This window comes from Polyangium sp. y55x31 (assembly GCF_029946505.1).
GTDB lineage: Bacteria > Myxococcota_A > Polyangia > Polyangiales > Polyangiaceae > Polyangium.
The window spans coordinates 394,236-420,161 of the sequence record NZ_JARZHG010000002.1 but is presented as its reverse complement, the minus strand read 5'-3'; the positions used below and the strand labels follow the sequence as shown (position 1 = coordinate 420,161).

Genomic DNA, 25,926 nt, shown 5'->3' with positions numbered 1-25,926 from the left:
GCCCGGACCGTACGTGGGCTACCCAGCGGCAAATGGTCGTGCATGGTGCACTGGATTTCGTTTTTCGCTTCCGCGACGCGAATCCAGGGGATAACAAAACCACCCACCATGACGCGCTCCTCCCCAGGCCCACGTGATTCGTCCCTGCCCGGCTACCCCTTGGTCGTCGGCGTCGGCGCATCCGCGGGCGGGCTTTCGGCCGTGCAGGAGTTCCTGCGCGGCATTCCGGAGGGCGCGGGGCTCTCGATCGTTGTCCTCCTCCACCTCAAACCCTCGACGGGTGGCCTGCTCTCCGAGCTTTTGGCCAAGGCCACGACGCTGCCCGTCGTCGAGGCCGAGGATGGTATGCCGCTCGAGCCCGATCACGTCTACGCCGCGCCGAGTCGCTGCCTTTTGACCATCCGCGACGACGTCCTGCACCTCGTACCCGCGCAGTGCCCCGAGGAGCGGCACGCGCCGATCGATCACCTCCTCCACGGGCTCGCCCGCGAGTACGGCGAATCCGCGGTCGCGGTCATCCTGTCGGGCGACGGCAGCGACGGGGCGCTCGGGCTCCGCGCCGTGGGCGAGGGCGGCGGCTTCACGATGGTGCAGGACCCGGCCACCGCGCGCCACGACAGCATGCCGCAAAGCGCGCTCATGACCGGCGCCGTCGATTGCGTGCGCCCGCCCGACGAGCTGGCCGCCGAGCTCGTGGCCTACGCCGAGCACAGGAAGACGACCTCCGGCGACGAGGACACGCTCCGGCGCGACATCGAAGGTGCCTTGCCCGCGATCTGCGAGATCCTCCTCCTGGGCACCGGGCACAATTTCAAGCACTACAAGACGAGCACCCTCATCCGACGCACGCTGCGCAGGCTGCAGGTGCTCCGGATCGAATCGGCCCACGGATACTTGCTGCGGCTCCGGGCCGACAGAGCCGAGGTCGACGAGCTCTTCAAGGACCTCTTGATCGGCGTCACCGCGTTTTTTCGGGATCCGGAGGCATTCGAGGTCCTCGCCAAGGAGGTCCTCGCGCGGCTCGTCCGGGATCGATCGCCCGATCAAGCCTTGCGTATCTGGGTCCCCGGCTGCGCGACGGGCGAGGAGGCGTACTCGATCGCCATGCTCGTGCGCGAGGTGCAGGGCAACGCGGGCGCCGCGCCGGTGATCCAGATCTTCGCCACGGACATCGACGAGCAGGCCCTCGCGACGGCGCGGCTCGGCGCTTATCCGCTCGGCATCGCGGACGAGGTGCCGCCCGAGCGGCTGCGGCGTTTTTTCGTCCGCAAAGGGCAGCACTACCACATCACCAAGGAGATCCGGGAGCTCGTCCTTTTTTCGGTCCACAACCTCATCAACGACCCGCCATTCTCCAAGCTCGACCTCATCTCCTGCCGCAACCTGCTCATCTATCTCGGCCCGCACCTCCAGAAGAAGCTCATCCCGCTCTTCCATTATGCGCTCCGGCCCGGCGGTTATCTCTTCCTCGGCCCCTCGGAGAGCCTCTCGGCGCACCGCGAGCTCTTCCGGCCGATCGACGCGCGGCACCGGATCTCGCAGCGATTGCCGACCGCCGTGCACGTCCCGGGGCTCATGCCCGGGCGCGACGGGCCGCCGGCCACGGTGCGCCCGCCGAACGTGCCGTCCGCGGGCGAGACCGACATCTACCTGCTCATGCAACGGATCGTCCTCGACGAGTTCGCGCCGAAGTCGGTCGTCGTCGACGAGGACGGGCAGATCGTCTCGGCCTCGGGGAACCTCGAGAAGTACCTGACGATCTCGGCCGGCGCGTTCCACAATAACCTCGTGCGCCTCGTGCGCGAGGGGCTCGCCGTGGGCCTCCGGACTTCGCTCGCGCTCGCGATCAAGGAGCGGCGCAAGGTGGTCCACGAGGGGCTCTCGGTGCGGACCACGAGCGGCATGCAGCGCGTGATGATCACGGTGCAGCCGATGCCCCAGATGGGCGAGCAATCGGGCCTGTTCCTCGTGGTCTTCCAGGACGTCGGCCTGCCCCTCGCGCGGGAAGAGGCGCGGACGAAGGCCGCCGAGGACGCCGCCGTGCTCCTCGAGCAGCTCGAACAGGAGCTCGTCACGACGCGCGCGGACCTCGAAAAGACGGTCCAGGAGCTCGAGGTCGCCAACGAGGAGCTCAAGTCGAGCAACGAGGAGCTGCTCTCGATGAACGAGGAGCTCCAGTCGGCGAACGAAGAGCTCGAGACCTCGAAGGAGGAGGTGCAGCACGCGAACGAGGCCTTGACGCGCGCCCACACCGACCTCGAAAACCTCCTCACGAGCACGCGGATCGCCACGCTTTTCCTCGACGACGACGGGTGCGTCCAGCGCATCACCCCCGCGATGGGGGACATCTACAACGTGACGCCGTCCGACGTGGGGCGGCCGCTCGCGCACTTCACGCACCGCATGAAGCAGATGCCGGTCTTGCCGGAGGCCGACGAGGTGCAACGCGCGGACGGGCCGATCGAGGACGAGATCGAGGCGGCGAGCGGCGCGACGTTCCTCCGGCGCGTGCTGCCGTACCGCAACCAGGCGGGCCGGGCCGACGGCGTGGTCGTGACGTTCACGGACGTGACGGCGCGCAACAGGGCCGAGGCGGCCGTGCGCGAGAGCGAGCAGCGCCTGCGGCGGATCATCGACAACATGCTCGGGTTCGTCGCCGTTCTCGATCTCGACGGCACGTTGATGGAGGTGAACCAGGCCGCGCTGCACGTGGGCGGTTGCTCGCGCGAGGAGGTCATCGGGCGCAAGTTCTGGCAGTGCGCGTGGTGGACGCACGACGAGGCCGAGGTCGCGCGGCTCAAGAACGCGGTCGAGCGCGCCGCGGACGGCGAGACGCTTCGCTACGACGCCGTCGTGCGCGTCGCGGGGGACGGGCGGATCGACATCGATTTCATGATCGCGCCGATGCGCGACGCCAAGGGGTGCGTTACGCACCTCATCCCCTCGGGGATGGACATCACCGATCGCAAGCGGGCCGAGGAGGCCTTGCGCGAGGCGGATCGTCGCAAGGACGAGTTCCTCGCCACGCTGGCCCACGAGCTCCGAAACCCGCTCGCGCCCATCTCGAACGCCGTGGAGATCTTCCGGCGGATCGGGCCGCAGGAGCCCACGCTCGAGAGCGCGCGCGAGATGATCGAGCGGCAGGTCTCGCACATGGTCCGGCTCGTCGACGATCTGCTCGACGTCTCGCGTATCACGCTCGGCAAGGTCCAGCTCCAGAAGCAGCCGATCGACGTGGCCGACGTGGTGCGGCAGGCGCTCGACACGAGCGGGCCGATCCTCGAAGCACGGCGGCACGACACGCAGGTGATCCTGCCCCTCGTGCCGATCCGCGTGGAGGGCGACCTGACCCGGCTCGGGCAGGTGGTGGGCAACCTGCTCAACAACGCGGCGAAGTACACGGACGCGGGGGGCACGATCCGGCTCGTCGTGGAGCGGGATCCAGGCGATGCGAAATTCGTCCTCCTCCGCGTCCGCGACACGGGCCGCGGGATCGATCCGGCGGCGCTCCCGCACGTCTTCGACCTGTTTTACCAGGTGGATCGGAACCTCGACCGGTCGGAGGGCGGGCTCGGCATTGGTTTGTCCCTGGTCCGCACGCTGGTCCAGATGCACGGCGGCGCCGTGCGGGCTTACAGCGATGGGCGGGGGACGGGCAGCGAGTTCGTGGTGCGTCTGCCCGTCCTGCCGGACGAGCCGAAGGTGCAGCCGGTGGAGGGGGCGGTCGTGGCCGAAAGCGCGACGCCGGGCGTGCGGGTGCTCGTGGTGGACGACAACCTCGACGCGGCCGAGAGCATGGCGATGCTGCTCGAGTTCGACGGCCACGAGGTGCTGACGGCCCACGACGGCGTGGCGGCGGTGGAGATCGCCCTGCGCGAGCGGCCGGAGGTGGTGCTGCTCGATATTGGCTTGCCGGGGCAAAACGGGTACGACGCTTGCCGGGTGATGCGCGAGCATGGGCTCTCGGATACGCTCATCGTGGCGATGACGGGATACGGGCAGGACGAGGATCGACGTTTGTCGCAGGTGGCGGGCTTCGACGCGCACGAGGTCAAACCCTTGAACCTGAAGGCCATCCGGCGGCTCGTCGCGGAGCGGTCCGGGCGGCGGTGAATCGATGGGAGCAGAGGATTTCGATCGAATCGCGGCGGGGGAGTCCACGGATCCGCACCGGTCGCTCGGCCCGCATCGCGAGGACGGGCGGCTCGTCGTGCGTGCTTTCCGGCCGGAGGCGCTCTCGATCGTCGTGCGTCCCGACGATCCGAGCCTATCGCCGCGCGTGATGGCGCGGGTGCACCCGGGCGGCATCTTCCAGGCCGTGTTCGAGGGCGTAGAGGGACCGTTTCCGTACCGGCTCGAGGTGCGCTCGTCGCGCGGGGCGACGATCGGGCGGGACGCGTATGCCTTTCCGCCGTCGCTCGCGGAAGGCGAATTCGATCCGGCGGGGGAGGGGGCGGCGCGGGAGCTTCCGCGGCGGCTCGGGGCGCACGTGGGCGAGGTGCAGGGCGTCGTCGGTACGGCGTTCGCCGTGTGGGCGCCCGCGGCGCGCCGGGTGAGCGTCGTCGGCGATTTCAATCGGTGGGATGGAAAGCGCCACGCGATGCGCCGAACGAAGGCCGGCGTCTGGGAGATCTTCGTGCCCGACGTGCGCGCGGGGGCGACGTACAAGTACGAGATCAAGACGGCGAGCGGGCTCGTGCTCATGAAGAGTGATCCCGTGGCGTTTTCGGCGGAGCTGCGGCCGAGCCACGCGTCGAAGGTGGCGGAGAGGTCGTTCGTGTTCACCGACGGCGACTGGCTCGCGGCGCGAGGCGAGGCGGATCCGCACGTGCGGCCGATGAGCATTTACGAAGTCCACCTCGGCTCGTGGCGGCGCAAGCGCGCGCCGGGGAAGGGGGACGGACCGGGGGCGTGGCTCTCGTATCGCGAGCTCGCGGACGAGCTCGTCGAATACGTGGTCTCGCTCGGCTTCACGCACGTCGAGCTCTTGCCCGTGATGGAGCATCCGTTCGACGGCTCGTGGGGCTACCAGGTGACGGGGTATTTCGCGGCGACCTCGCGCTTCGGCAGTCCGGACGATTTTCGTTATTTCGTCGACCGCTGCCATGCGCGTGGGCTCGGCGTCCTGCTCGACTGGCCACCCGCGCATTTCCCCAAGGACGCCTTCGCGCTCGGCCGCTTCGACGGCGAGCCGCTCTACGAGCACGCGGACCCGCGCCGGGGCGAGCACCGCGAGTGGCGGACGTTCGTCTTCGATTACGGCAAAAAAGAGGTGCGCAATTTCCTGATCGCGAGCGCGCTCTACTGGCTCGACGAGTTTCACGTGGACGGGCTGCGCGTCGACGCGGTCGCCTCGATGCTGTATCTCGATTACGGCGCGACGCACCCGGACGAGTGGGAGCCGAACGAGTTCGGGGGCCGGGAGAACCTCGACGCGGTGAAGTTCTTGCGCGAGCTTTCGGACGCCGTACACCGGGAATTCCCGGGGGCGGTGCTCTGCGCGGAGGAGTCGACGACGTGGCCGGGAGTCACGCGGCCGACGTACGTGGGCGGGCTCGGCTTCGATTTCAAGTGGAACATGGGGTGGATGCACGACACGCTCGATTACTTCGCGCTCGACCCGATCTTCCGCGCCTTCCACCACACGAAGATCACGTTCGGATTGATGTACGCATTCTCGGAGCGGTTCCTCCTGCCGCTCTCGCACGACGAGGTCGTGCACTTGAAGCGCGCGCTGCTCTCGAAGATGCCGGGCGATCGCTGGAAGCAACACGCGAACCTGCGCGCGCTTTACGCGATGATGTGGGCGCACCCGGGGAAGAAGCTCGTCTTCATGGGGGGCGAGCTCGGGCAATGGAGGGAGTGGAACCACGATCGCGCGCTCGATTGGGAGCTGCTCGGCGAGGAGGACCACGCGGGGTTGTCGCGGCTCTTGCGGGATCTGAACGGGGTTTACCGCAAATACGAGGCGCTCTGGGAGCTCGACGAGAGCCCGGCGGGGTTCACGTGGATCGACGCGAACGACGCGATCCAGAGCGTGGCTTCGTTCGTGCGATTCCCGCGGCAGCCGGACGGCTCGGAGGAGCCGTGCCCGAAGCGGATCCAGAAGGGGATCTTCGTGGTGTTCGTCGGCAATTTCACGCCGCTGCCGCGTTATGGTTATCGGGTCGGCGTGCCCCGGCGGTGTCGATACATCGAGGTGGTGAACACGGACGCGCGGGTGTACGGCGGGAGCGGGGTGGGGAACCTGGGGAGCGTGGACTGCGAGGACGTGCCTTCACACGGGTTCGAGCAGTCGATCGTGCTGACGTTGCCGCCGCTTTCCGGTTTGTTTTTGGTGCCGGAATTGGAGGAGGATCCGGTGGAGGTGGGGGCGGAAGCGGAGGCGGAGGCGGTAGCGGGAGCGGAGGCGGAAGCGGAAGCCTGAGAGGATCGCCACGCGTGGGTCGTGGCGGGTCACTTGCCCTGAGCGTCCGCGCAAGGAGCGACCCGGCTCATTCGCTCCAGTACGTCTCCGTCAGCACGCTGAAGCCGGAAACGGTATCGACGAAGAACGCGACGTTGTTCCCGCTCCAGGGATCATTCGAGTAGCTGAAATAGCAGCCCTTGAACGAGCGCCCTGCGATCCGCGCGTCGAGGTTCGCGAGCCCTGCCGAGATGACGCTCGCGGGGAGCTGATTCGAGCGATTCGCATAATCGACCGTGTCCTCGACCTCCGCGCGCACCTCTGCAGCGTCGGCGAGGTTGGCTCGGATGCTCGCGCCATAGGGGAGGGAGTCCGGATCGATCCCGAAGCACTCCAGCCCATTCAGGGAATAGTATTGCGATCCCGTCGTGAGTTCGTACCTGTCGAAGTGGCGGGCCATCCTCGCGCCGAAATCGGGCTGCGGCAGCGCGTTCACCGCCGCGATCAGGTCCTCGAGGGGATCGCTCAACGTCGCGGCGTTCCGGATGTTCCGCAGGCTCACCGAGCTGATCCCCGACGTGGCGGCGATGCTCTCGACCGTGCTGAAGGGTCGCAGGTTGAGGAGGTTCGTCGCGCCATTCCACGCGTAGGGCAGGATGTCGTGCAGCTCCGTGGAGCTGACGGTATTCACCAGCGAAACCATCCTGGCCGCGTCGTCGGCGGAGACAGCCAGCTCGTCCATGATTCCGACGCAGCTCGAGCCGATATACCCCTCGCTCCGCGCCCCGCCTTCAATCTGCTCGAGGCGAGCGGGCCCGACGAGCGGAACGGAGGAGACGTCCGCCAGCGTCGCGAAGGGCGAAACCGCGCGATACCCCACGAGGTTCGATGCGACGTCGCTCGGCAGATAAGCGTCCAGCGTCTGGAACGATGCCGCGTTGACGAAGTCGATGATTCCCTGGCATTCCGGCGCCACATCGACGTCGCTCTCGGTGAGCGGCGCTTGCTGCGTCCCGAGCAGCTCCGCTGACTCCTGGGAATCGGCACCGCCACAACCAACGATGACCAAGCTCATGGCAAGAAAGGGCAGAGCGAGACAGCGCATTGGAAACACCTCGTGGTAAGCAGGTCGAGGCGCCGAATATAGCAGCGAATACTCCATCGGCAAATCGTATAATTTTCTTGGTATACGTTCAGGTAGCCGAGCGATTCGATGCGCTTCCTTTTTTTCGCGAAGACCGCGGGAGCGGGTGCGGTGACGGAAGGGAAGCGGCGAGCGGGTCCTGCGCCTCGCGGGCCGCAAACTTGCCCGGATCGGCGCAGCCATGCCAGGGGGCTGGCATGAGCGAGAAGCATGCTCGGCAACCATCGGGTGCTCTCACGGATCCGAGTCCGCCGCTGCTCTTCCGCGAGCCGAGCGCCCCGGTCACCACCGGACAGGTGATCGCCGGGCGTTACGAGCTCCGTGCTCGCCTCGGCGCCGGAGCCATGGGCGTGGTCTTTCGCGCTTACGATCGTGAGCTGGAGGAGGAGGTCGCTCTGAAGGCTTTGCTCCCGTGGCAGATCGGAGAGGACCGAACGCTCGCGCGGCTTCGAAGCGAGGTGAAGCTCGCTCGGCGGATCACCCACCGGAATGTCTGTCGGGTGTTCGACCTCGGCGAGGATGGTGAGCTGAAGTTCTTGACGATGGAGCTCGTGCAGGGCCAACCCCTGCGAGAGCTGCTCGCGCGGGGCCGGGTGGAACCGGAGCGTGCATTCGCCATCCTGGAGCAGATCATCGCAGGGCTCGGTGCTGCCCACGCGCAGGGCGTGCTTCATCGCGACCTGAAGCCCGAAAATGTCATGATCTGCCGCGAGGGCCGCGTGGCGCTCGTCGATTTCGGGCTGGCGCGCAGCTTCACGCACGAGCTCACCGCCTCCGGGTCGCGCGCCGGAACGCCGGCGTACATGTCGCCCGAACAGATACGAGGGGAGCCGCTCGACGCGCGCAGCGACGTGTTTTCGCTGGGCATCCTGGCGTTCGAGCTGCTCTCGGGCGAGGGGCCGTTCGGACAGCGGGCGACGCCGCAGATCCTCAGCGCGATTCTCGACGCCCCCCCTGTGCCGCTCGTCGTGCCCGGACTGTCATCCGACGTGGTGGAGGCCCTCGAGGCCGTGCTGGCTCGGGCATTGGCAAAACGACCCGCAGAGCGATTTCGCGCGATCGAGGAGCTTGGCGCGGCCCTCGCGGCAGCGCGGCGCGGCCTGTCCCCCAAAGGAGCCGAGATTCCTCGCGAACGACAGAGCACGGACGGGCTCGCGACGGCAGCGAAGAGGCGGCGCGAGGGGCGAGGTCCGGTCGGCGCGGTGGCCGTCCTCGGTCTTTGCCTGATTGCGGGCGCGGCCCTCTCGTTGGCGAGCATCGTCGATGGGTCATCCAAGATCGAGGGACGTGCAGCCGCGGCGCCTGTCGACAGTCCAAGGGATCTGGCTGCGCGAGAGGATCGCCTGACCATGATCGTGGTGCCGTTCGAGAATCGTACCGGTGATCCTCAGTGGGATGGCCTGGCGCAAACCGCGACGTCTGTCGTGCAGGCGGAGCTACAGCGGGAGCGCGCGATTCACGCCATCGAAGGGTCCCCTGCGCTCTCGTCCGTGGCAGCGGCAGTGCCCAATTCGACCTGGTCGCTCGGCGGAGCCCTGCAGCTCGCCGGAAACCAGATTCGCGTCACGGCCCGCATCCGCGCGCCGGACGGCTCGATCGCCGGCGACGCCATCAACGCGGAGGGCGAGCCCGACCGCAAACGAGACGTGCTGGAGCGATTGCGCGTTCACGCGATGGACGAGGTACGTCTGCTCCAGCGCGACCATGAGCGGCGGCTCCGGGCCGAGAGAGGGACATCGAACAAGACGGCTCGTGAGGAGCTGCTCCGCTATTATGATCTGATCGGCCCCGGCCCGCGCATCGAGGTCCTCGACGCCGCGAAGCGCCTCGTCGCCGGCGCGCTCGCGGCCGATCCAGGGTATGTGCCTGCGCTCCTGGAACAGGCCGAGCTCTTGATGTTCGAAGCTCAGGCCACAGCTGACAACCAGAAGCTCTCCGAGGCGCTCTCCGTTGTGGAGGGCGCGCTCGCGATAGCTCCCGACGACCCGCGTGCCCTGCTCTTGCGATGCCAGCAAATGCAGCGCAACATGCTCAACAACGGGTACCCCACGGACGAGACGCTCTCCCACGCATTGACCGCCTGCAGCGCCGCGGCGAGAGCGCTCCCTCACTCCGCGGAAATGTTGCGAATCATGGCTCGGTTCAGCGACCTCACATGTCAGGACGACCTGGCCGTGACGCAGCTCAAAAGTGCCCTGGAAATCGACAGGAGCCTTTCAGGACCGGTTCTCGCGCACCTCGTCGCGCTGGCTTTGCAGAATGGAAGGCTGGAGCTCGCGGATGAAATGTCACAGCGGTTCGTCGAATTTTCGGAAGAGGAGGCGGAGCTCGGCGCGCGGGCGTTGAGCCGCCGCGCTGGAGTGCCGGGCGCCATAGGGGCCCATGGCGCCCGCGCCGAGGTGCTCCTCCGCCGCGGCAAGCTCGACGAGGCGCAGGTTCACCTGGAAAAGGAGCTCGGGTACATCACCGCGGGCCTGGGAAACAAATGGGTCGAGCCGAAGGCGATCCGCGGCTTGTTCCAGATCGCGACACAGCGGAAGGTGCCTCCGCCGCCCTGGCTCGTGCGCCGCCTCTCGATCATCGAAAAGGAGTATGGTGCTGCCACGGCGCGTGATCCCAGCACCGCGTGGGTCCTTGCAGGTGCGTACCAGTTCGTGGACCCCGAGGCCGCGCTGGTATGGATCCAGCGCCTCGGGTCGCCCAAAAACTACCGCGAAGTGCTCGCGCGCACCCTCTTCCACCACATGGCCGGCGACGACGCGGGCGCGCGTCGCGCCCTCGGCGAGCTCGAGCCGGCGCATGAATGGGAGCGGGGATGCCAGAAGTGGTTACAGTCGTTGCTCTCCGAATGAGACCGTGGAATCGGCCGAAGGGAGGCCCATTACTGCGACTTGCTGTCTGGACTGCCGGGAACGCGAGACTTCGGGATTGGCGTGCAGGGCGGGAGACAACCGCCTGGCCCATCGGCGTCCGGCTCCTCTTCTTTCGGCGGCTCGCAGTCGTCCTCTGCGCAAGCGCCCTCTTCGATGTCCCCGGTCGCGTTTCCGGCTCCGCCGCAGGCCGGAACGGCCACGAGAGCTCCGAGCAGGAGCGCTCGCCTTGCCCACTTCCATTCATGCATCAACATGACTCGATCTCGCCTCCAATAGGATGTGAACTGATCTGATCCATCTCGAATTTCGCCTCACCTGTCCGTGTCCGCGTGCTTGATCGAGAACCGCTCCACCCGTCCTCGCATCATCTGTCGGGTGATCCCGAGGAGCCGCGCGGCCTCCGCCAGGTTCCCTCCCGCAGTCTCGACCGCCTCCACGACCAGCGCGCGCTCCTGCTCTTCCAGCGACGAAAAGCGCGCGGATAGCGATGAACTCACCGGGGCCCCCGGTGCATGGGGGCCCTGCCGTTGTCCCGCGGATGCCACCCGGGATCTCAGGTCACAGACATCGATCCAGCCAGACGCCGCATTGAGCGCCGAAAGCTCCACCTCATTCTTCAGCTCACGCACGTTGCCAGGCCAGGCATAACGCCGGAGCGCGTCCAGAGCGCCCGGCGTGAAGCCGAGAAGGCGTTTGCCCATCTTCGACATCTGTGCCTCCAGCAAGACGTGGGCCAGGGGTTCGATGTCCTCGGTCCGCTCGCGTAGAGGCGGCACCATGAGCTCGATCACCGCGATGCGATAATAGAGGTCTTCGCGGAATCGCCCGGCCTCGATCTCCCGCAGCAGATCCTTGTGCGTCGCCGCGATGATCCGTACGTCGACGCGAACGAGCCGCTCCGAGCCCACCGGCAGGATCTCGCCCTCCTGAATCGCCCGGAGCAGCTTGGCCTGGGCCGGGAGGCTCAGATCGCCGATCTCGTCGAGGAACAGGGTGCTGCCGCTGGCGAGCTCGAAGCTGCCTTTTCGATCCCGCAAGGCACCGGTGAACGCACCCCGGACGTGACCAAACAGCTCGCTTTCGATGAGCGAATCGGGGATGGCGGCGCAGTTCACGGGGATGAGAGGCCGAGAAGCCCGCGGCGAGGCCGCATGCAGAGCCGCCGCGACGAGCTCCTTGCCCGTACCGCTCTCGCCCCGGATCAGCACGTGCGTCCCGGTCGCGGGGCCGTATTTGCGGATCTCCGCCTGCAAGGCGACGATGGCCTTGCTCTCGCCGAGGATGCCGTGCGCCGCGGCGGCGGCCTTCGTGAGGGCCATGTCTCGCTGGCGCTGCTCGGCGCACTCCAGCGCCCCCACGACGAGCCGAGCGATGGCAATCAGGTAGTCGAGGTCCCGCTGCACGAACGGCGCGGCGCGCCTTCGATCATCGACATAAACGAAGCCGAGGACACGCCCGCCGGCTTCGAGCGGCGCGCCCATCGCCGACGACCGCTGCGGGCCGCGGGCGGTGGCCCGACCACGCTGCTCGCCGAGCAGAACGGCTTCGCGCTCGACGAGCATTGTGTGGAGCACCTCGCGGCTGAGGACGAGGTCGTCGGGCCTGCCGTCCTCGCGCTTTCGCACGATGCGACGCAGGCCGCTCATTTCGCTGCCGAGGCCGATCATCGCGCGCTCGCAGCCGAGCGCTCGCGAGACGGCATCGAGCATGCGCTCGAGGAGCTCTTCGGAGTCGTCGAGCGCGCGCAAAGCATGAGCGAGCTCGTAGACGACAGCGAGGCGGCGTTCGGCCTCGCCCTCCCCGATCGACGGAAGGGACGCCGTGGACAGGCTGTGAAGGACGCCGACGACCTCCTCCGCCGTCGACACTTCGAGCAGGACATTCCCGAGCTGGATACGATCCCCATCGCGCAGGCGATGGCGGGTCGCGCGAACGCCGTTCACGAACGTGCCGTGGGTGGAGCCCTCGTCGGAGACGATCCAGTCGTTCTCGACCGGCGAAAACCTCGCGTGGCGCCGGGAGATCCGGTGGTCCGCGAGGACCAGATCATTCTTCTCGTGCCGCCCGACGCACATCTCCGCCTGGAGGGGGATCGAGAATGGGACCAGGCCGGTTCCGCGGACGACGAGGTGCATCATGGCCGACGATCGAGGTGTCCTGCCATGCTCTTCCGGTGAGGGCCAACTTTTGCCTTGCGCCCGCCCTGGGATTTTCCGCTCCCACGATGGTTCTTTTCAACCACTCCGCAGTCCCTTCGATGGTTCTTTTCAACCGCTGACGGGCGCCGGTGAGGATGGGGAGAGCGCGTGCCGAGCCGCTCGACGCAGGGTGGGGGATGGGCCTGGCTGGCACGTGGATTGCGAACGGCTGCCGCGCTCATGCAGCAGCCCGCGCCGCGCGATGGCGCCGTCGCCGGCTCGCGATTCACTGAGGAGGTTCAAGATGCTTCGTCGATTCGCAACTTTGATCCAATCGTTGGCCGCGCTCGCGCTCTTCTGCGCTGCCCCGGCCGCATGTCTCATGGAGAGCCCCGACCGGGAGGAGAATGTCGAGGCGAACACCGACGAGGCGATCAGCGCGCTGCTGCCAGCGGGCGCGCCATGTTCCAGGGACTGTCAATGCGAGCTGGGCACCGCCTGCAAGTCGTATGAAGGCGCGCCAAAGGTATGTACGCCGATCGGTAATTTCAGTCCGCCCCCGCCGAGCCCCCTTTGCGCAGCCTCATGCCAATGTCCGGGTTACACGACCTGTGTCTTCCCCTCCGGGGCACAGTATGGTACCTGCGAGGCGCCGAAGGAGCCTTGCAGCAGCGATTGTGATTGCGGCATCTCCATGAGGTGTTCGAGCGGTACCTGCACCCCTGACTTCAAGCCCTACCCGGCGTGCCGCTGCAACAAGCACTGTCCCTCCGGGAAGACCTGCGTCAGCGGCGGCTGTCAATAGCTGCGTCCAGGGGCAGCCGCCGGCGTCGCGTCCGATGGGGCGCGGGGCAAGGCGATTGGAATGCAGGACGCCGGAGAGCTCGGCGGCGTCCTGCGGACCATGCTCGACGATCCTCACCCGCACATCCGCAGCGCGCGGGAATGGACGCGGGCAAGGCGATAGCCGCCGGACTTCGTCACGTCTTGCACCGCATCCGGCGTCGCAACTGGAGTACACGTATGCCAATTTCTACGATGGGTCGTTTTTCGAGCTGGCTTGCCACGACCGTGTTGCTATTGCCGCTGGCAGCGTGCATCGATGCGCCGGAACCGGGTACGAGCGGGGACGTCACGTCATCGAGCAGCGGAAGCAGTGGCGGGAACGGGAGCGGAGGCGGGGGCTCGGGTGGCTCTAGCGGCTCGGGTGGCTCGGGTGGTCCCGGCGGAATGGCGGGCTCGGGTGGCTCGGGTGGTTCCGGCGGAATGGCGGGCTCGGGTGGCTCGGGTGGCTCCGGCGGCGTAGCGATCCACGAGCCCGTGGGCACGAGCCTGCTCGTCAGGGTCCTCGATTCCCAGAACCAGCCGGTTCCCTCCGCGGTCGTCACGGCCCAGGGAGGCACGCCGCGCCCGACCGACGGCGCGGGCTACATCCTCTTCGAGAACCTCACGCCCGGTCGATTCTCCGCGCGCGTCGAGCGCTTCGGGTATGCGCCCGCGAGCGTGGTCGTCGAATTGCCCGAGGGCGCGCATGGGGGGGCGGACCTGCACCTGCTTCCCCTTCCTCCGCGTATTCCCTTCGACGCGACCGCCGGCGCGGCGCTCGACCAGGGGCCGGTGCACGTGACCATTCCCTCGGACGCGCTCGTCGACCAAAATGGCGAACCCGTCACCGGGACGGCAGAGGCCACCATCGTCCCGCTGGATCCCAGTCAGGGCCTCGCGCACGCCCCGGGGCCGCTCGAAGGGATCGCTGCTGGCGATGGCGCGGTGGTCGGGCTGGAGAGCGTGTTCATGGCGGAGGTGACGCTGTGGCAGGGGAACCGGAAGGTACAGCTCGCGCCGGGGAAGAAGGCCACGCTGGAGCTGGTGCTGCCGGATTCGATCGCGGCCGAGGTGCAGGTGGGGACGACGATCCCGGCGTGGTATTTCGACCTCGACGCGGGAATCTGGCGCGAGGAGGGCGCGGGAACGGTACAGGGGTCTCTGGCCGAGCCGGGGAAGACGGCCTGGGTAGCCGAGGTGGGGCATTTTTCCTGGTGGAATTCCGACCTACCGTGGACGCAGAGGCATTGCTTCATCGTGCCGGTGATCTCGGCGGACGGGCTCGACGTCGCAGGCATCTCGGTGAGCGCGGTCGGGGTCAGCTACACGGGCGTGTCGTCCCATGTGCTGACGGATACCAACGGGCGCGCCTGCGTGGACGTCTTGTTGAACGGTGAGGCGAAGATCCTGGTGGGCTCCAAGAGCGCTCCTCACGCGACGCAGACCGTGATCGGATCCGGTCCTGCCGCAGATTGCGCGGACCATGGCGCCGCGTGCGAGGTGTTGAGCCCGCTCACGATACCGCTGAACTCCGTCTGCACGCCGGGGATGTGGCAGGATTGTGGATATGGTGGTCCTCCGGGGACGCTCGGGGTGGGCATCTGCACCGGCAACAAGAAATACTGCAATGAGAGCGGGACTGGCTGGACGGACTGCATGGGCGAGGTCTTGCCGCAGGCAGAGGACTGCAACTCACCGCTGGACGACAATTGTGATGGGCTCCTCAACGAGGCGGGGAATGGTTGCGCTTGCAGCGCGGGGGAGACCAGCTCCTGCTACACGGGTCCGGCGGGCACCGTGGGGGTGGGCATCTGCGCGATGGGGCTGCGCACGTGCGAGAGTGGCTTCTTCGGGCCGTGCCTGGGGCAGGTGACCCCGCAGCCGGAGGACTGCGCGACGGTGGACGTGGACGACAATTGTGACGGGACCAGCAGCTGCCAGGGGCTCCCGCTGTGGAGCAAGCACTGGGGGTACGGCGAGGTATCCGCCGGCTCGATCGCGGTCGACGGCGCGGACAATGCCGTGATCGCTGGATACTTCGCCGGTTTCCTGGACTTCGGCGGCGAACCACTCCGAGGTGGGGGCGTCGGCACCATCTTCGTGGCTAAGCTCGACGCCGGCGGCAACCACCTCTGGAGCAGGGGCTTCGGACTGGGCCACTGGCAGCAGGCCACGGGGACCGCGATCGACAGCGCGGGCAACGTCGTCATCACCGGATACTTTTCTGATAACGTGGACTTCGGCGGCGGACCGATCGTGGGTACGGATGACTATGGCATCTTCGTGGCCAAGTTCGACGCTGGCGGCAACCACCTCTGGAGCAAGGGCTTCCTCGGCGGCGGGGCCAACTTCACTGCCGTCGCGATCGACGGTGAGGATAACGTCGTGCTCACGGGATTCTCCCCGCCCGGCACGGACTTCGGCGGCGGGCCTCTCCCCGGGGATGGCGTCTACGCGGTCAAACTGGACCCGAGTGGCAAGCATCTCTGGAGCAATTCCTTCGGTGGCGGCTGGCATGGAGATACTGCGACGGCGGTCGACAGCGCGGGCCATGTCATCATCACCGGATCCTTCGAGGGCACCGTGGACTTCGGCGGCGGCCCCCTCGTCTCCGCGGGGAATGCAGACATCTTCGTGGTCGAGCTCGATGCCGGCGGCAATCATGAGTGGAGCAGAAGCTTCGGAGATGGATCCGGCCAATTCGCCAATGCGGTCGTGATCGACGGCGCAGGCGACATCGTCATCACCGGAACCCTCGATGGCACCGTGGACTTCGGTGGCGGACCCTTCACGGGGAGTGCCCAGGAGCTCTGGGTGGCCAAATTCAACACCGTGGGCAGCCATCTGTGGAGCAGACACTTCGGGGGTGCCACGTCGGATCGCCACACGACGGCGATCGACAGCACGGGCAATGTCCTGCTCCTCGGATACTTCCACGGCACTGTGGACCTCGGCGGTGGACCCTTCACGTCGTCTGTGGATTACGTCGATGGCTTCGTGGCCAAGTTCGGCGCGAACGGCGACCACCTCTGGAGCACAAGCTTCCGACACCGCACCTCCATGGGGGGTGGAGGGATTGCGACCGACGCCGCAGGCAACGTCCTGCTCACGGGAGGGATTGATGGCATCTCGGACTTCGGCCTCGGCCCGGTCGGGATAGCTGATGCCCCCACGATGTTCGTCGCCAAGCTGCGCCCCTGACCTTACTCCCCCGGCTTCCTGCGCCTCCGCCGGACGGCTGCCTCCGCCCACCGACAGAACCGCTGAGCCCTCCCAGTTCCGCGGGAAGCCCCGATCACGCCTGGTTCGTGCCCGTCAGGGAGTCCTACGTCTGCGGCGGGACCGAATGGTATCGTCCATACCGACATGAACCTTCGGGGCCGCCGTTGTCCCAGCGAGGACCCATCCGAACGCGTGAATGTGGGGCCCCGAGCTTCCCCCGCTACCTGCCTGCTCGACGGGCCCTCTCCTCCACCCCCGCGCCCGCCTGCTTCGAGGGCCCGCGGGAAGACGACGGGTGCGAGCGACGCCTCCGCGCGATACCGTTCCGGCTATCTTGACCGATGAGATCCGTGGTCATGTTCGCCGAGGCGGTGCCACATGAAGCCTCCTGAGGAGGGAGGGCGTGGCACGGGCCCGCCATCGGGAGCGAGCGTCACCGCGGATTTCGCTCGTCCCGAGAGGGCAGGACCCCCGTCGCCGGTCGCTTCGCCCTCCTTCGCGACCGGTGAGCGAGACCCGTCCCCCGAGGCCTCCCTTCCGTTCGGCGGCTTCCTCGAGCACTACGAGATCATCCGCAAGCTCGGCGCAGGCGGCATGGGGATCGTGCTGCTCGCGCGGGACGTCAAGCTCGGCCGCCTCGTCGCCATCAAGCTCCTCCAGGACAGCGGACAGGCGACGTCGCGCCTGCTCGCCGAGGCGCGCGCGACGGCGCGTTGCAGGCACGAGAACATCGTGGTCATCCACGACGTCGACGAGATCGACGGGCATCCGTACATGGTCCTCGAATACCTCGAGGGCCGCACGTTGCGGGAGGTCCTGGCCTCGGGCGTCCGAGGATCGAGCCGCGTGCTCCCGAGGGGCCTCGCGCTCGACATCGTGATGTCGGTCCTCCGCGCGCTCGTCGCTGCGCACGAGCGCAACGTCGTCCATCGCGACCTCAAGCCCGAGAACATCATGATCCTCGATGCCGGGGGGGTCAAAGTGCTGGATTTCGGGCTGGCGAGGCCCGGTGATGGTCTGCACCCGAGCGACGGCGGCACGCTCGCGTACATGGCGCCCGAGCAATGGCTCGGCGAGAAGATCGACGCGCGGGCCGATCTCTGGGCGGTCGGCGTGATCCTGTACGAGCTGCTCGCAGGCGCGCATCCGCTCGAGCCGATCACGCGGGAGCGAGTCGAGAGCGTCTCCGACGTCGATGCGCCCATGCCCAGGCTCCGCGACGTCCTGCCCGAGCTTTCGGCGCTCTCGGACGTCGTCGACCGCTGCCTGCGCAAGCGAAAGGAGGAGCGGTTCGCGTCGGCCGACGAGCTGCTCGCCGCGCTCATGCCCTTGCGTGAAGGGGGAAAGCCCCTCGCGCTCGCCGAGGGAGAGCAGCCGTTCGCGGGGCTCTCGGCATTCCAGGAGGCGGACGCGGGCCGCTTTTTCGGGCGCGAGCGGGACATCGCGGCCCTCGCGGGGCGGCTCCGTCGCCAGCGGCTCGTCACGGTGGTGGGCCCCTCCGGCGCCGGGAAATCGTCGTTCCTGCGCGCCGGCGTGATCCCGGCCTTGAAGCACTCCGGCGAGGACTGGGACGTCCTCGTCCTGCGGCCGGGCCGCGCCCCCGTTTCGTCGATCGGCGAGGCGCTCGCCGAGGTGCTCGCCGAAGGCAGGACGGACGGCTCCGCGACCCCGGGCGATCTCCGCGCCGAGCCGGGCCTGCTCGGCGCACGCCTGCGCGCGCATTGCCGCGCGCGCGGGCCCGGGAGCCGCGCCCTCGTTTTCGTCGACCAATTCGAGGAGCTCTACACGCTCGTCTCCGATCCGGGCGAGCGATCCGCGTTCCTTCAATGCCTCCTCGGCGTGGCGGACGACGCCTCGTCGCCGCTGCGGGTCATCGTGGCCATTCGCTCGGATTTTCTCGACCGCATCGCCGAGGATCCCCATTTCCTGGCCGAGGTCACCCAGGGGCTCTTCCTCCTGCCGCCCATGGGGCGCGAGGCCCTGCGAGAGGCCTTGCTCCGCCCCGTGGAGGCGTCCGGGCATCGCTTCGAGGACGAGGCGATGATCACCGGCATCCTCGCCGAGCTGTCGCGCGCCAAGACACCGCTGCCGCTCCTGCAATTCGCGGCCGCGGAGCTCTGGGAGGCGCGTGATCGGGAGGCGAAGACCTTGACGCGCGCGAGCTACGAGCGGCTCGGCGGGGTGGTCGGGTCGCTCTCCACGCACGCCGATGCGGTCTTCGCGGCGCTCTCGCCGTCCGATCAGCGCCTCTGCCAGGCCGTCTTTTTGCGCCTGGTCACGCCCGAGCGGACGCGCGCCATCGTGAGCCTGCCCGAGCTCGCCTCCCTCGCGGGCGAGCCTGCCGTGGTGGAGGCGCTGGTCCAGCACCTCTGCGGCGCGCGGCTCTTGCTCCTCGAGGTCGGCGGGACGCCCGGCGCGGTCACGGTGGAGATCGTCCACGAATCCCTCATCGATCGCTGGCCGAGGCTCGCGCGGTGGCTCGACGAGAGCACGGCGGACGCCCAGTTCGTGGCCCGGCTGCGCGCCGCCGCGTCGCAATGGCAGGCGAGCGAAGAGGCGCCCGGCTTGCTCTGGCGCGATCGCGCCGCCGAGGAGGCGCGGGCGTGGTACGAGCGGAGGCGCGCGAACCCGGAGGCGGAGCGAGGCTTGCCGCTCGGACGCGCGGAGGAGCGGTACCTCCGCGCCGTGATCGACCTCCAGGAGCAGGCGCGGCGGAGGCGACAACGCTCGATCGCCGGGGCGTTCGTGGTTCTCGGCACCGTGTCGGTCCTCGTGTTCGTCCTGGCCATGCGCGCCCGGACCCAGGCGCGGCGCGCGGATGCCGAGGCCGCGCGTGTCAAGGAGCAGAACGCCGAGCTGGCGCTCCAGGCGCTGCGTGGCCGCAACGCCACGCGGATGCTCGCGTCGCGCAGGCGAAAGGACGATCCCACGCTGGTGCTCGCATTCGCACGGGAGGTCGAGCCCGAGGACATCCCCAAGGAGTGGGCCGAGATCGTGAGCGATGCGCTCTCGTCAGGCGTCGCGCGGGACGAGATCTCGGGCCTCCACGGCGGACTGCCGATCTACACGGCGGTGATCAGCCCGGATGGCACGCGCATCGTCACGGCGTCCCAGGACAAGACGGCGAACATCTTGACGGTCGGCGATGGCCGGAAGCTCGCCACGCTGCGCGGCCACGACGCGCACCTCTGGTTCGCCGCGTGGAGCCCGGATGGCACGCGCATCGTCACGGCGTCCGCGGACAAGACGGCCCGGATCTGGAGCGTGGATGGCTCCGGGGAGCCGCTCGTGCTGCGGGGCCACGAGGACGAGGTCAATTCGGCGCTGATGAGCCCGGATGGGCAGTACGTCGTCACGGCGTCCAGGGATGGGACCGCGAGGGTGTTCCGCGTGGCGGACGGGAGGCAAATCGCCCTGCTCGAGCACGGGGCGGGCGTCACGAGCGCCTGCTTCAGCCCTGATGGAAAGCGCATCGTGACGACCTCGGCGGATGAGCTCGCGCGCGTGTGGAGCGCGGACGGCCAGGGCGCGCCGCTGATCCTCCGCGGGCATGAGGACGAGGTCGTCGCGGCTTCCTGGAGCCCGGATGGCGCGCGCATCGCCACCGCGGGCAGGGACGCCACGGTGCGCGTATGGGGTGCCTTCGAGGGCGCCGAGCGCCTCACGCTGCGCGGCCACGAGGACAAGGTCATGAGCGTCGCGTGGAGCCCCGACGGCAAGCGCATTGCTTCGGCGTCGAAGGACAAGACCACACGCATCTGGAATGCCGACGGCACGGGACAACCGATCGTATTGCGTGGCCACAAGCACTGGGTCTACACGGCGGATTTCAGCCGAGATGGCCGCTACCTCCTCACGGCGTCGCTCGACAGGACACTTCGGTACTGGGATCTCGACGAGGTCGTCGCGCCGAGGCTGCTCGAGGGCCACACGGAGGTCATCAACGCGATCGCGTGGAGCCCCGATGGCGCGCGGCTCGTCACGGCTTCGGGGGACGGGACCGCGCGGGTGTGGCGGACGGATGGGGAGGGGAGCCCAGTCGTCTTGCGCGGCCATGCCGAGGGGCTCGAAAGTGTGACGTGGAGTCCCGACGGCGCGCAGCTCGTCACGGGGGCGCTGGATGGGACTGCGCGGGTATGGCGCCTCGACGCCCCCTCTTCGCCCGTCGTCCTCGGCGGCCATCGGACGGCGGTCTGGAGCGTCGATTGGAGCGCCTCGGGTGACCGGATCGTCAGCGCCTCCAAGGACGGCGCTCTGCGCGTGTGGTCGAGCGACGGCTACACGCTAAAGGCCGAGACGAGGGCTCCGATCGAATCCGAGGGCGTGGTGCAAGTGGGGTTCGAGCCCGCGGGCGCGCGGGTGCTCGCGTCGTACGAGATGGGGCACATCTATCTGTGGAACTCGGGCGAGGCGGGCGAGCCCATCCCGCTGGCCCTGGAGCCCGCGAGGCCCGCGCCCACCAACTTCGTCAGCGCGCGGTGGAGCCCGGACGGCTCGCGCGTGCTCGCCCCGTTCGCGGACGGCACCGCGCGAATCTGGGATCTGCGCGACGCTGCGGCTTCCCTCGTGCTGCGGGGACATGAATCGCACGTCTCCTTCGCCACGTGGTCGCCCGACGGCGCGCGGATCATCACGACGTCCCTCGACAGGACCGCGCGCGTATGGAGCGCCGACGGCTCCGGGCCGCCCGTGGTCCTCCACGGTCACGGGGATCGGGTCTCCTGGGCGTGCATGAGCCCCGACGGCACACGCGTCGCCACCGCGTCCACGGACACGAAGGTACGCGTATTCCATGCGGACGGGTCCGGGCAGCCGTTCGTGCTCGGCGGCTCTCCATTCACCGCCGGATTCGTCCAATGGAGCCCCGATGGCAAGTACATCGCGCAAGGCTCCGACGAGAAGGTCGCCCGGGTATGGCGCGCCGTGGAGCCCTTCAGCGGCCCCGATGACCCCCGACTTTGGAGAGTGGCCTCGAATTGTATTCCCGTGCCGATTCGGAGAGAACTGCTCCAGGTCACCGAAGCCGAGGCCCAGAGGGACCAGCAAGCGTGCGAGCGCCGCGTCGCCGAGGCGCGCGCCGCCGAGGGAAACCCAGGCCGCCCGCCGTCTCGTGATAGGGTGTCACATCCATGACGCGGAAGCCGATCTCGCTCGGTACGACCCAGGAGCCCGTGCGCGAAGACCGGAGGTCGCAGCCCCTCGCGCGTCCCTTCCTGTTCGTCGTGCTCCATTGTGACCAGCCGGCGTTCGGCGGCGCGCGGTATTGCCTCTCGGAGATCGACGTCGTCGACATCGGCCGCGGCCCCGAGCGCGTCGCCTCGCGCGTCTGCGAGGGGGGCGTTCGTCGGCTCGATTTGCGCTTGCCCGACGTGGCCATCTCGAAGGCCCAGGCGCGCCTCGTCAGGACCGGCGATGGCTGGGTTTTCGAGGACGCAGGCTCGAGGAACGGCTCTTTCGTCAATGACAAGCGCGTCAGAAAGATCACGCTCGAGGACGGTGATTTCATCGAGCTCGGCAACGTCATCCTGCGCTACCGCGCGGGCTTGCAGTCGTCGCCTGTCTCCGCTGCGGATCTCGACCTCCAGAGCCCGGAGACCGGGGGGCTCTCCACGCTCGTCCCGCCGCTCGCGGACGAGCTCGACACGCTGACGCGTATTGCGCGAGCGCCCATCCCGGTGCTGCTCCTCGGCGAGTCGGGCACGGGCAAGGAGGTGCTCGCGGGAGGCGTCCACGCGCTCTCGGGGCGGACAGGGCCGCTCGTCGCCGTGAATTGCGGGGCGCTCACGGCGTCGCTGCTCGAGAGCCAGCTCTTTGGGCATGTCAAGGGCGCGTTCACGGGGGCGATCCGGGACGAGCCGGGGTACGTGCGCAGGGCGAACGGCGGCACGCTTTTCCTCGACGAGGTGGGCGATCTGCCGATGCCTGCGCAAGCCGCGCTCTTGCGCGTGCTCGAGGAGAGCGAGGTGGTGCCCGTCGGCGGTACGAGCCCTCTCAAGGTGGATCTGCGCGTCGTCGCGGCGACACACAAGCCGCTCGACAAGATGGCCATCCGGGGCGAATTCCGGGTCGACTTGATGGCGCGGCTCTCTGGGCATCGGCACATGCTCACGCCGCTCCGGGACCGGATCGAGGACATGGGCATCCTGGTCCGCGAGCTGCTCCGGCGCTCCAAGGTGCCGGGCGCGCCCGAGCTCGGCTTCACCGTGGAGGCCGGCAAGTTGCTCGTGCAGCAGCGGTGGCCGCTCAACATCCGCGAGCTGTCGCAGACCCTCGGGGTCGCGGCCGCGCTCGCGGACGGGCCGTACCTCGAGAGCGCGCACCTCGAGAGCGCGCGCCTCGAGAGCGCGCACCCCCTCGAACGGAGCCACGAGACCGTCGCGCCGCCCGAGCCCGACGAGGAGAGGGACACGGCGCCGGACGAGCTGCGCGGGCGCATCATCGCGCTCCTCGAGAAGCACAGGGGCAACGTGAGCGGAGTTGCGCGCGACATGGGCAAGTCGCGGGTCCAGATCCACCGCTGGATACAGAGGTTCTCGATCAGCGTCGACGCGTATCGCGCGTGATCGCGTCCGATTCACGGCATCGGGCACGTGTCGACCATCGACGGCTCGCATGCCGCGTCCTTCTTCACCTCGAGGAGCTGCATCATGCCTTCATCCTCGTGCTCCAGGATGTGGCAGTGCAGCACGTACTTGCCCTCGAAATGCAGGAAGCGCGACTGGAAGATGAGGGTGCCGTCGACGCCCATCATGCCGCTCGTGGGGATGAGAATCGTATCGCGCCAGATGGGCTGTGCCGGCTTCTTCCCGTTGATGGACGTCACGAGGAACGAGTTGACGTGGATGTGGAAGGGATGGATCGACTCTCCTCCCGTCATGTCCCATTTGTTGTTGAGCGTCCATTCCTCCACGGCGCCCAAAGCCATGCACTGGTCGATACGGGTCTCGCAAAACGTCCTGCCGTCGATGGTGAAGTGTGCAACTCCCTGATCATCGAGGGCCACGTCGAAGTCGAGCTTCCGGGTGTTGTCGATCTGGTTGCCGGGCTTCGCCATGTCGTCGAACGAAGGGTAAAGCGCGGGCGGCGTGAGCGTTTGCGGGATTTCGAGGCTCTTGTCCGGCTCCCCCGAGACGATCACGGTGGCGAGGACCTGCGGTGCCCAGCAGACGAAATCGAGGTAGCCGAGCGCCACCATCTGATAGGTGCCCGCTTCGAACTGGGTGAGCAGGTCCACGCGGCCCCCCGGCGGGACGACGTACTCGACCTCCGAAACGGCGTTGGTCATGGGCATCTTCAGGGGCGCAGCGTAGGTGATCCCGTCCGTCGCGACTTGGTAGTACGGGGCCGACTTCGCCCGCAATGCGTCCCGGTTGAGCATGGGCGGCCCCCCGTTGCTCGCGCAAGAATAGCCGAACGGATCATAGTCGGGCTTGGGCAGTGACGTCGCGGCGTCGACCTGATCGTCCGGTACGCGGAGGAAGGCGATGTCCAGCGGAGCACGGAAGCCCGTGTGAAGGACCCGGAGGCGCTGCACCTCGCTCGGGCGCATGCGAAGGATCGGGTTGAGCTGGCCGTTGACGTGGAAGAAATCCTCGACGCCGTCGGGCAATGGGCCGGCCGCGCCCATTTCCTTGTACGTCGCGAGGCGGGTTTTCCCAGTGCATGCATCCTTGGTCTGGATCATGAACTCACCGACGACCAGGAGTTGTTCCTTGCCCTGCCCTGGCTTGGGCTCGGGTGAAAACATCTTGTCGAGATCGTCTTTCGTCTCGTCGCGGATGATGAGGGCCCCGACCATGCCGCCGGCCACCTGAATGGCCGTCGCTCCGTGGAAGTGCGGGTGATACCAGTAGGTCCCGGCCGGATGATCGGCCATCGTCCCATCCGGCATGACGACGTCCTTGGGGATGTCGATGACGAAATCGTAGCTTTGGCCAGGACCAATCTCCAAGAGTACGTCATCTCCGGGCGGCCCGGGATCGACGTGCAGACCGTGCGTGTGGAAATTGGTCGTGTTGTTTTGCATGCCCGGGCCGTGCCCGCCGTGCCCGCCGCTGGTCGGCATGCCGCAATCGCCGGGGTCGACGGCGCTGCCGTCGTCCGGAAGGCCGTTGATGAGCTTGAGCTTGAGCCGATCACCCGGGCGAAGCTCGATGCTCGGGCCGGGGACCGTACCCTTGTACGTTCCCTCGAAATTCGCCACGCCCGTCTTGACCTCGAGGCCCGTGTACGCGCGGGTCATGAACGTATATCGACCCACCGTCACTTCGGTCTCGGTGATGGTGATCTCGATATCGAGAAGGCCGTCCTTGGAGCGGACCGTGGCGGGGTTGAAGAGCTCTCTGCTCGGAGTCGGCTGCGGTGCTTCCGTCTTGTCATCGGAGCTGCAACCGATGGTATCGGGCAACAAGAGGCCAGCGCCGAGCGTGGCCCCCATCCTCAAAAAAACGCGCCGATCGAACGTGAGCGTGGCACGAGCCCGATTCTTATCAGAAGAAGGTTTGTTCTGGGACGTCACGAGTTCACCCTGAGATGGCGAGCCGCGGGACACCTCGAGGATCCGTCGTGGCTGCTCCGAGCGTGCGTCTTGCAACGCTCAGGCCACCTGTCCGAACGGGAACACAATCCTGCCGGTGAGCGTGCACGCATGAAGGAGGCGGCTACCGGCCGAGCTCCGCCGGCCGACGACGCCTGTACCTGTAACAGATCCTGTATCAGATCCTGTTACAGGTCCTGTTACAGCCATCGGGCCCTGTCATCCCATACAGGGATATGAGATCGGACCCGGCCAGGCCGATCTCCGGCACAAGCAAGGCGTGTCATGGGCTGGCACCTCGCTTGCTACGTCGTGGGCGTACGGTCCATCCAAACGGTACCGTACAACCGATCGTGTGGCAAGACAAACATACGCCATCAGCGGCAGCGTCACCGCGCTGTTCGGCGACGCGGGCCGGCGATCGATTCCCATGAGCGCATCCGGAGGCGACCTTTCGACGCCGGGGTCGCGAGAGGACCCACGATGAGTGTCTTCGACGACGCAGATGCCACCTTCGAGGTGGTCGTGAACCACGAGGAGCAATACTCCATCTGGCCTGCCGGCCGGGAGATCCCTGCGGGCTGGCGCCTGGCAGGGAAGCGTGGGAAGCGCGCGGAGTGCCTCCAATATATCGAGGAGGTTTGGACCGACATGCGGCCGCTCAGCCTGCGCAAGCAGATGGACGCGGCTGCGGACGCGGCCAAGCGGTAAGCCTGCGTCGCCGCCCGGGCGCGTGGTTCTGGAGGCCCAAGCCCGTGGCATTGCCGCGGGCGCGGCTGTTT

General features: G+C 67.8%; 10 protein-coding genes. 7 read left to right on the top strand and 3 right to left on the bottom strand.

The window, feature by feature from the left end:
• Positions 1 to 108 precede the first annotated feature (108 nt).
• Entirely contained in the window at positions 109 to 4,113 is a 4,005-nt protein-coding gene (locus QHF84_RS04825) for a CheR family methyltransferase (RefSeq protein WP_281311975.1), read from the top strand.
• 4 nt (positions 4,114 to 4,117) lie between these two features.
• Complete coding sequence (glgB, locus tag QHF84_RS04820) at positions 4,118 to 6,427, top strand: 1,4-alpha-glucan branching protein GlgB (RefSeq protein WP_281311974.1); 2,310 nt, start codon at positions 4,118 to 4,120, stop codon at positions 6,425 to 6,427.
• 67 nt (positions 6,428 to 6,494) lie between these two features.
• On the opposite strand, the gene QHF84_RS04815 is transcribed toward glgB, so the two are convergent.
• Positions 6,495 to 7,481 (bottom strand): hypothetical protein, encoded by a 987-nt coding sequence (locus QHF84_RS04815; RefSeq protein WP_281311973.1) that lies wholly within the window; start codon positions 7,479 to 7,481, stop codon positions 6,495 to 6,497.
• 29 nt (positions 7,482 to 7,510) lie between these two features.
• On the opposite strand from QHF84_RS04815, the gene QHF84_RS04810 reads away from it, so the two are divergent.
• Entirely contained in the window at positions 7,511 to 10,402 is a 2,892-nt protein-coding gene (locus QHF84_RS04810; RefSeq protein WP_281311972.1) for a serine/threonine-protein kinase, read from the top strand.
• Positions 10,403 to 10,734: 332 nt separating this feature from the next.
• Here QHF84_RS04810 and QHF84_RS04805 read toward each other — a convergent pair whose 3' ends face one another.
• Positions 10,735 to 12,561, bottom strand: coding sequence for a sigma 54-interacting transcriptional regulator (locus QHF84_RS04805; RefSeq protein WP_281311971.1), 1,827 nt, complete (start codon positions 12,559 to 12,561; stop codon positions 10,735 to 10,737).
• Positions 12,562 to 13,791: 1,230 nt separating this feature from the next.
• Here QHF84_RS04805 and QHF84_RS04800 point away from each other — a divergent pair.
• The 3 genes from QHF84_RS04800 to QHF84_RS04790 all read left to right on the top strand — a co-directional run bounded on the left by QHF84_RS04800 (position 13,792) and on the right by QHF84_RS04790 (position 23,171).
• Positions 13,792 to 16,587, top strand: a complete 2,796-nt coding sequence (locus QHF84_RS04800) for a carboxypeptidase regulatory-like domain-containing protein (protein ID WP_281311970.1) — start codon at positions 13,792 to 13,794, stop codon at positions 16,585 to 16,587.
• Between the two features lie 399 nt (positions 16,588 to 16,986).
• Positions 16,987 to 21,741 (top strand): protein kinase, encoded by a 4,755-nt coding sequence (locus QHF84_RS04795; protein WP_281311969.1) that lies wholly within the window; start codon positions 16,987 to 16,989, stop codon positions 21,739 to 21,741.
• Positions 21,738 to 23,171, top strand: a complete 1,434-nt coding sequence (locus QHF84_RS04790) for a sigma 54-interacting transcriptional regulator (RefSeq protein WP_281311968.1) — start codon at positions 21,738 to 21,740, stop codon at positions 23,169 to 23,171. The genes QHF84_RS04795 and QHF84_RS04790 overlap by 4 nt, the downstream gene beginning before the upstream one ends.
• Before the next feature lie 11 nt (positions 23,172 to 23,182).
• Here the strand turns inward: QHF84_RS04790 and QHF84_RS04785 are convergent, their stop codons facing one another.
• Entirely contained in the window at positions 23,183 to 25,045 is a 1,863-nt protein-coding gene (locus tag QHF84_RS04785; protein ID WP_281311967.1) for a multicopper oxidase domain-containing protein, read from the bottom strand.
• 582 nt (positions 25,046 to 25,627) lie between these two features.
• On the opposite strand from QHF84_RS04785, the gene QHF84_RS04780 reads away from it, so the two are divergent.
• Positions 25,628 to 25,855, top strand: coding sequence for an MbtH family protein (locus QHF84_RS04780; RefSeq protein ID WP_281311966.1), 228 nt, complete (start codon positions 25,628 to 25,630; stop codon positions 25,853 to 25,855).
• Positions 25,856 to 25,926 lie beyond the last annotated feature (71 nt).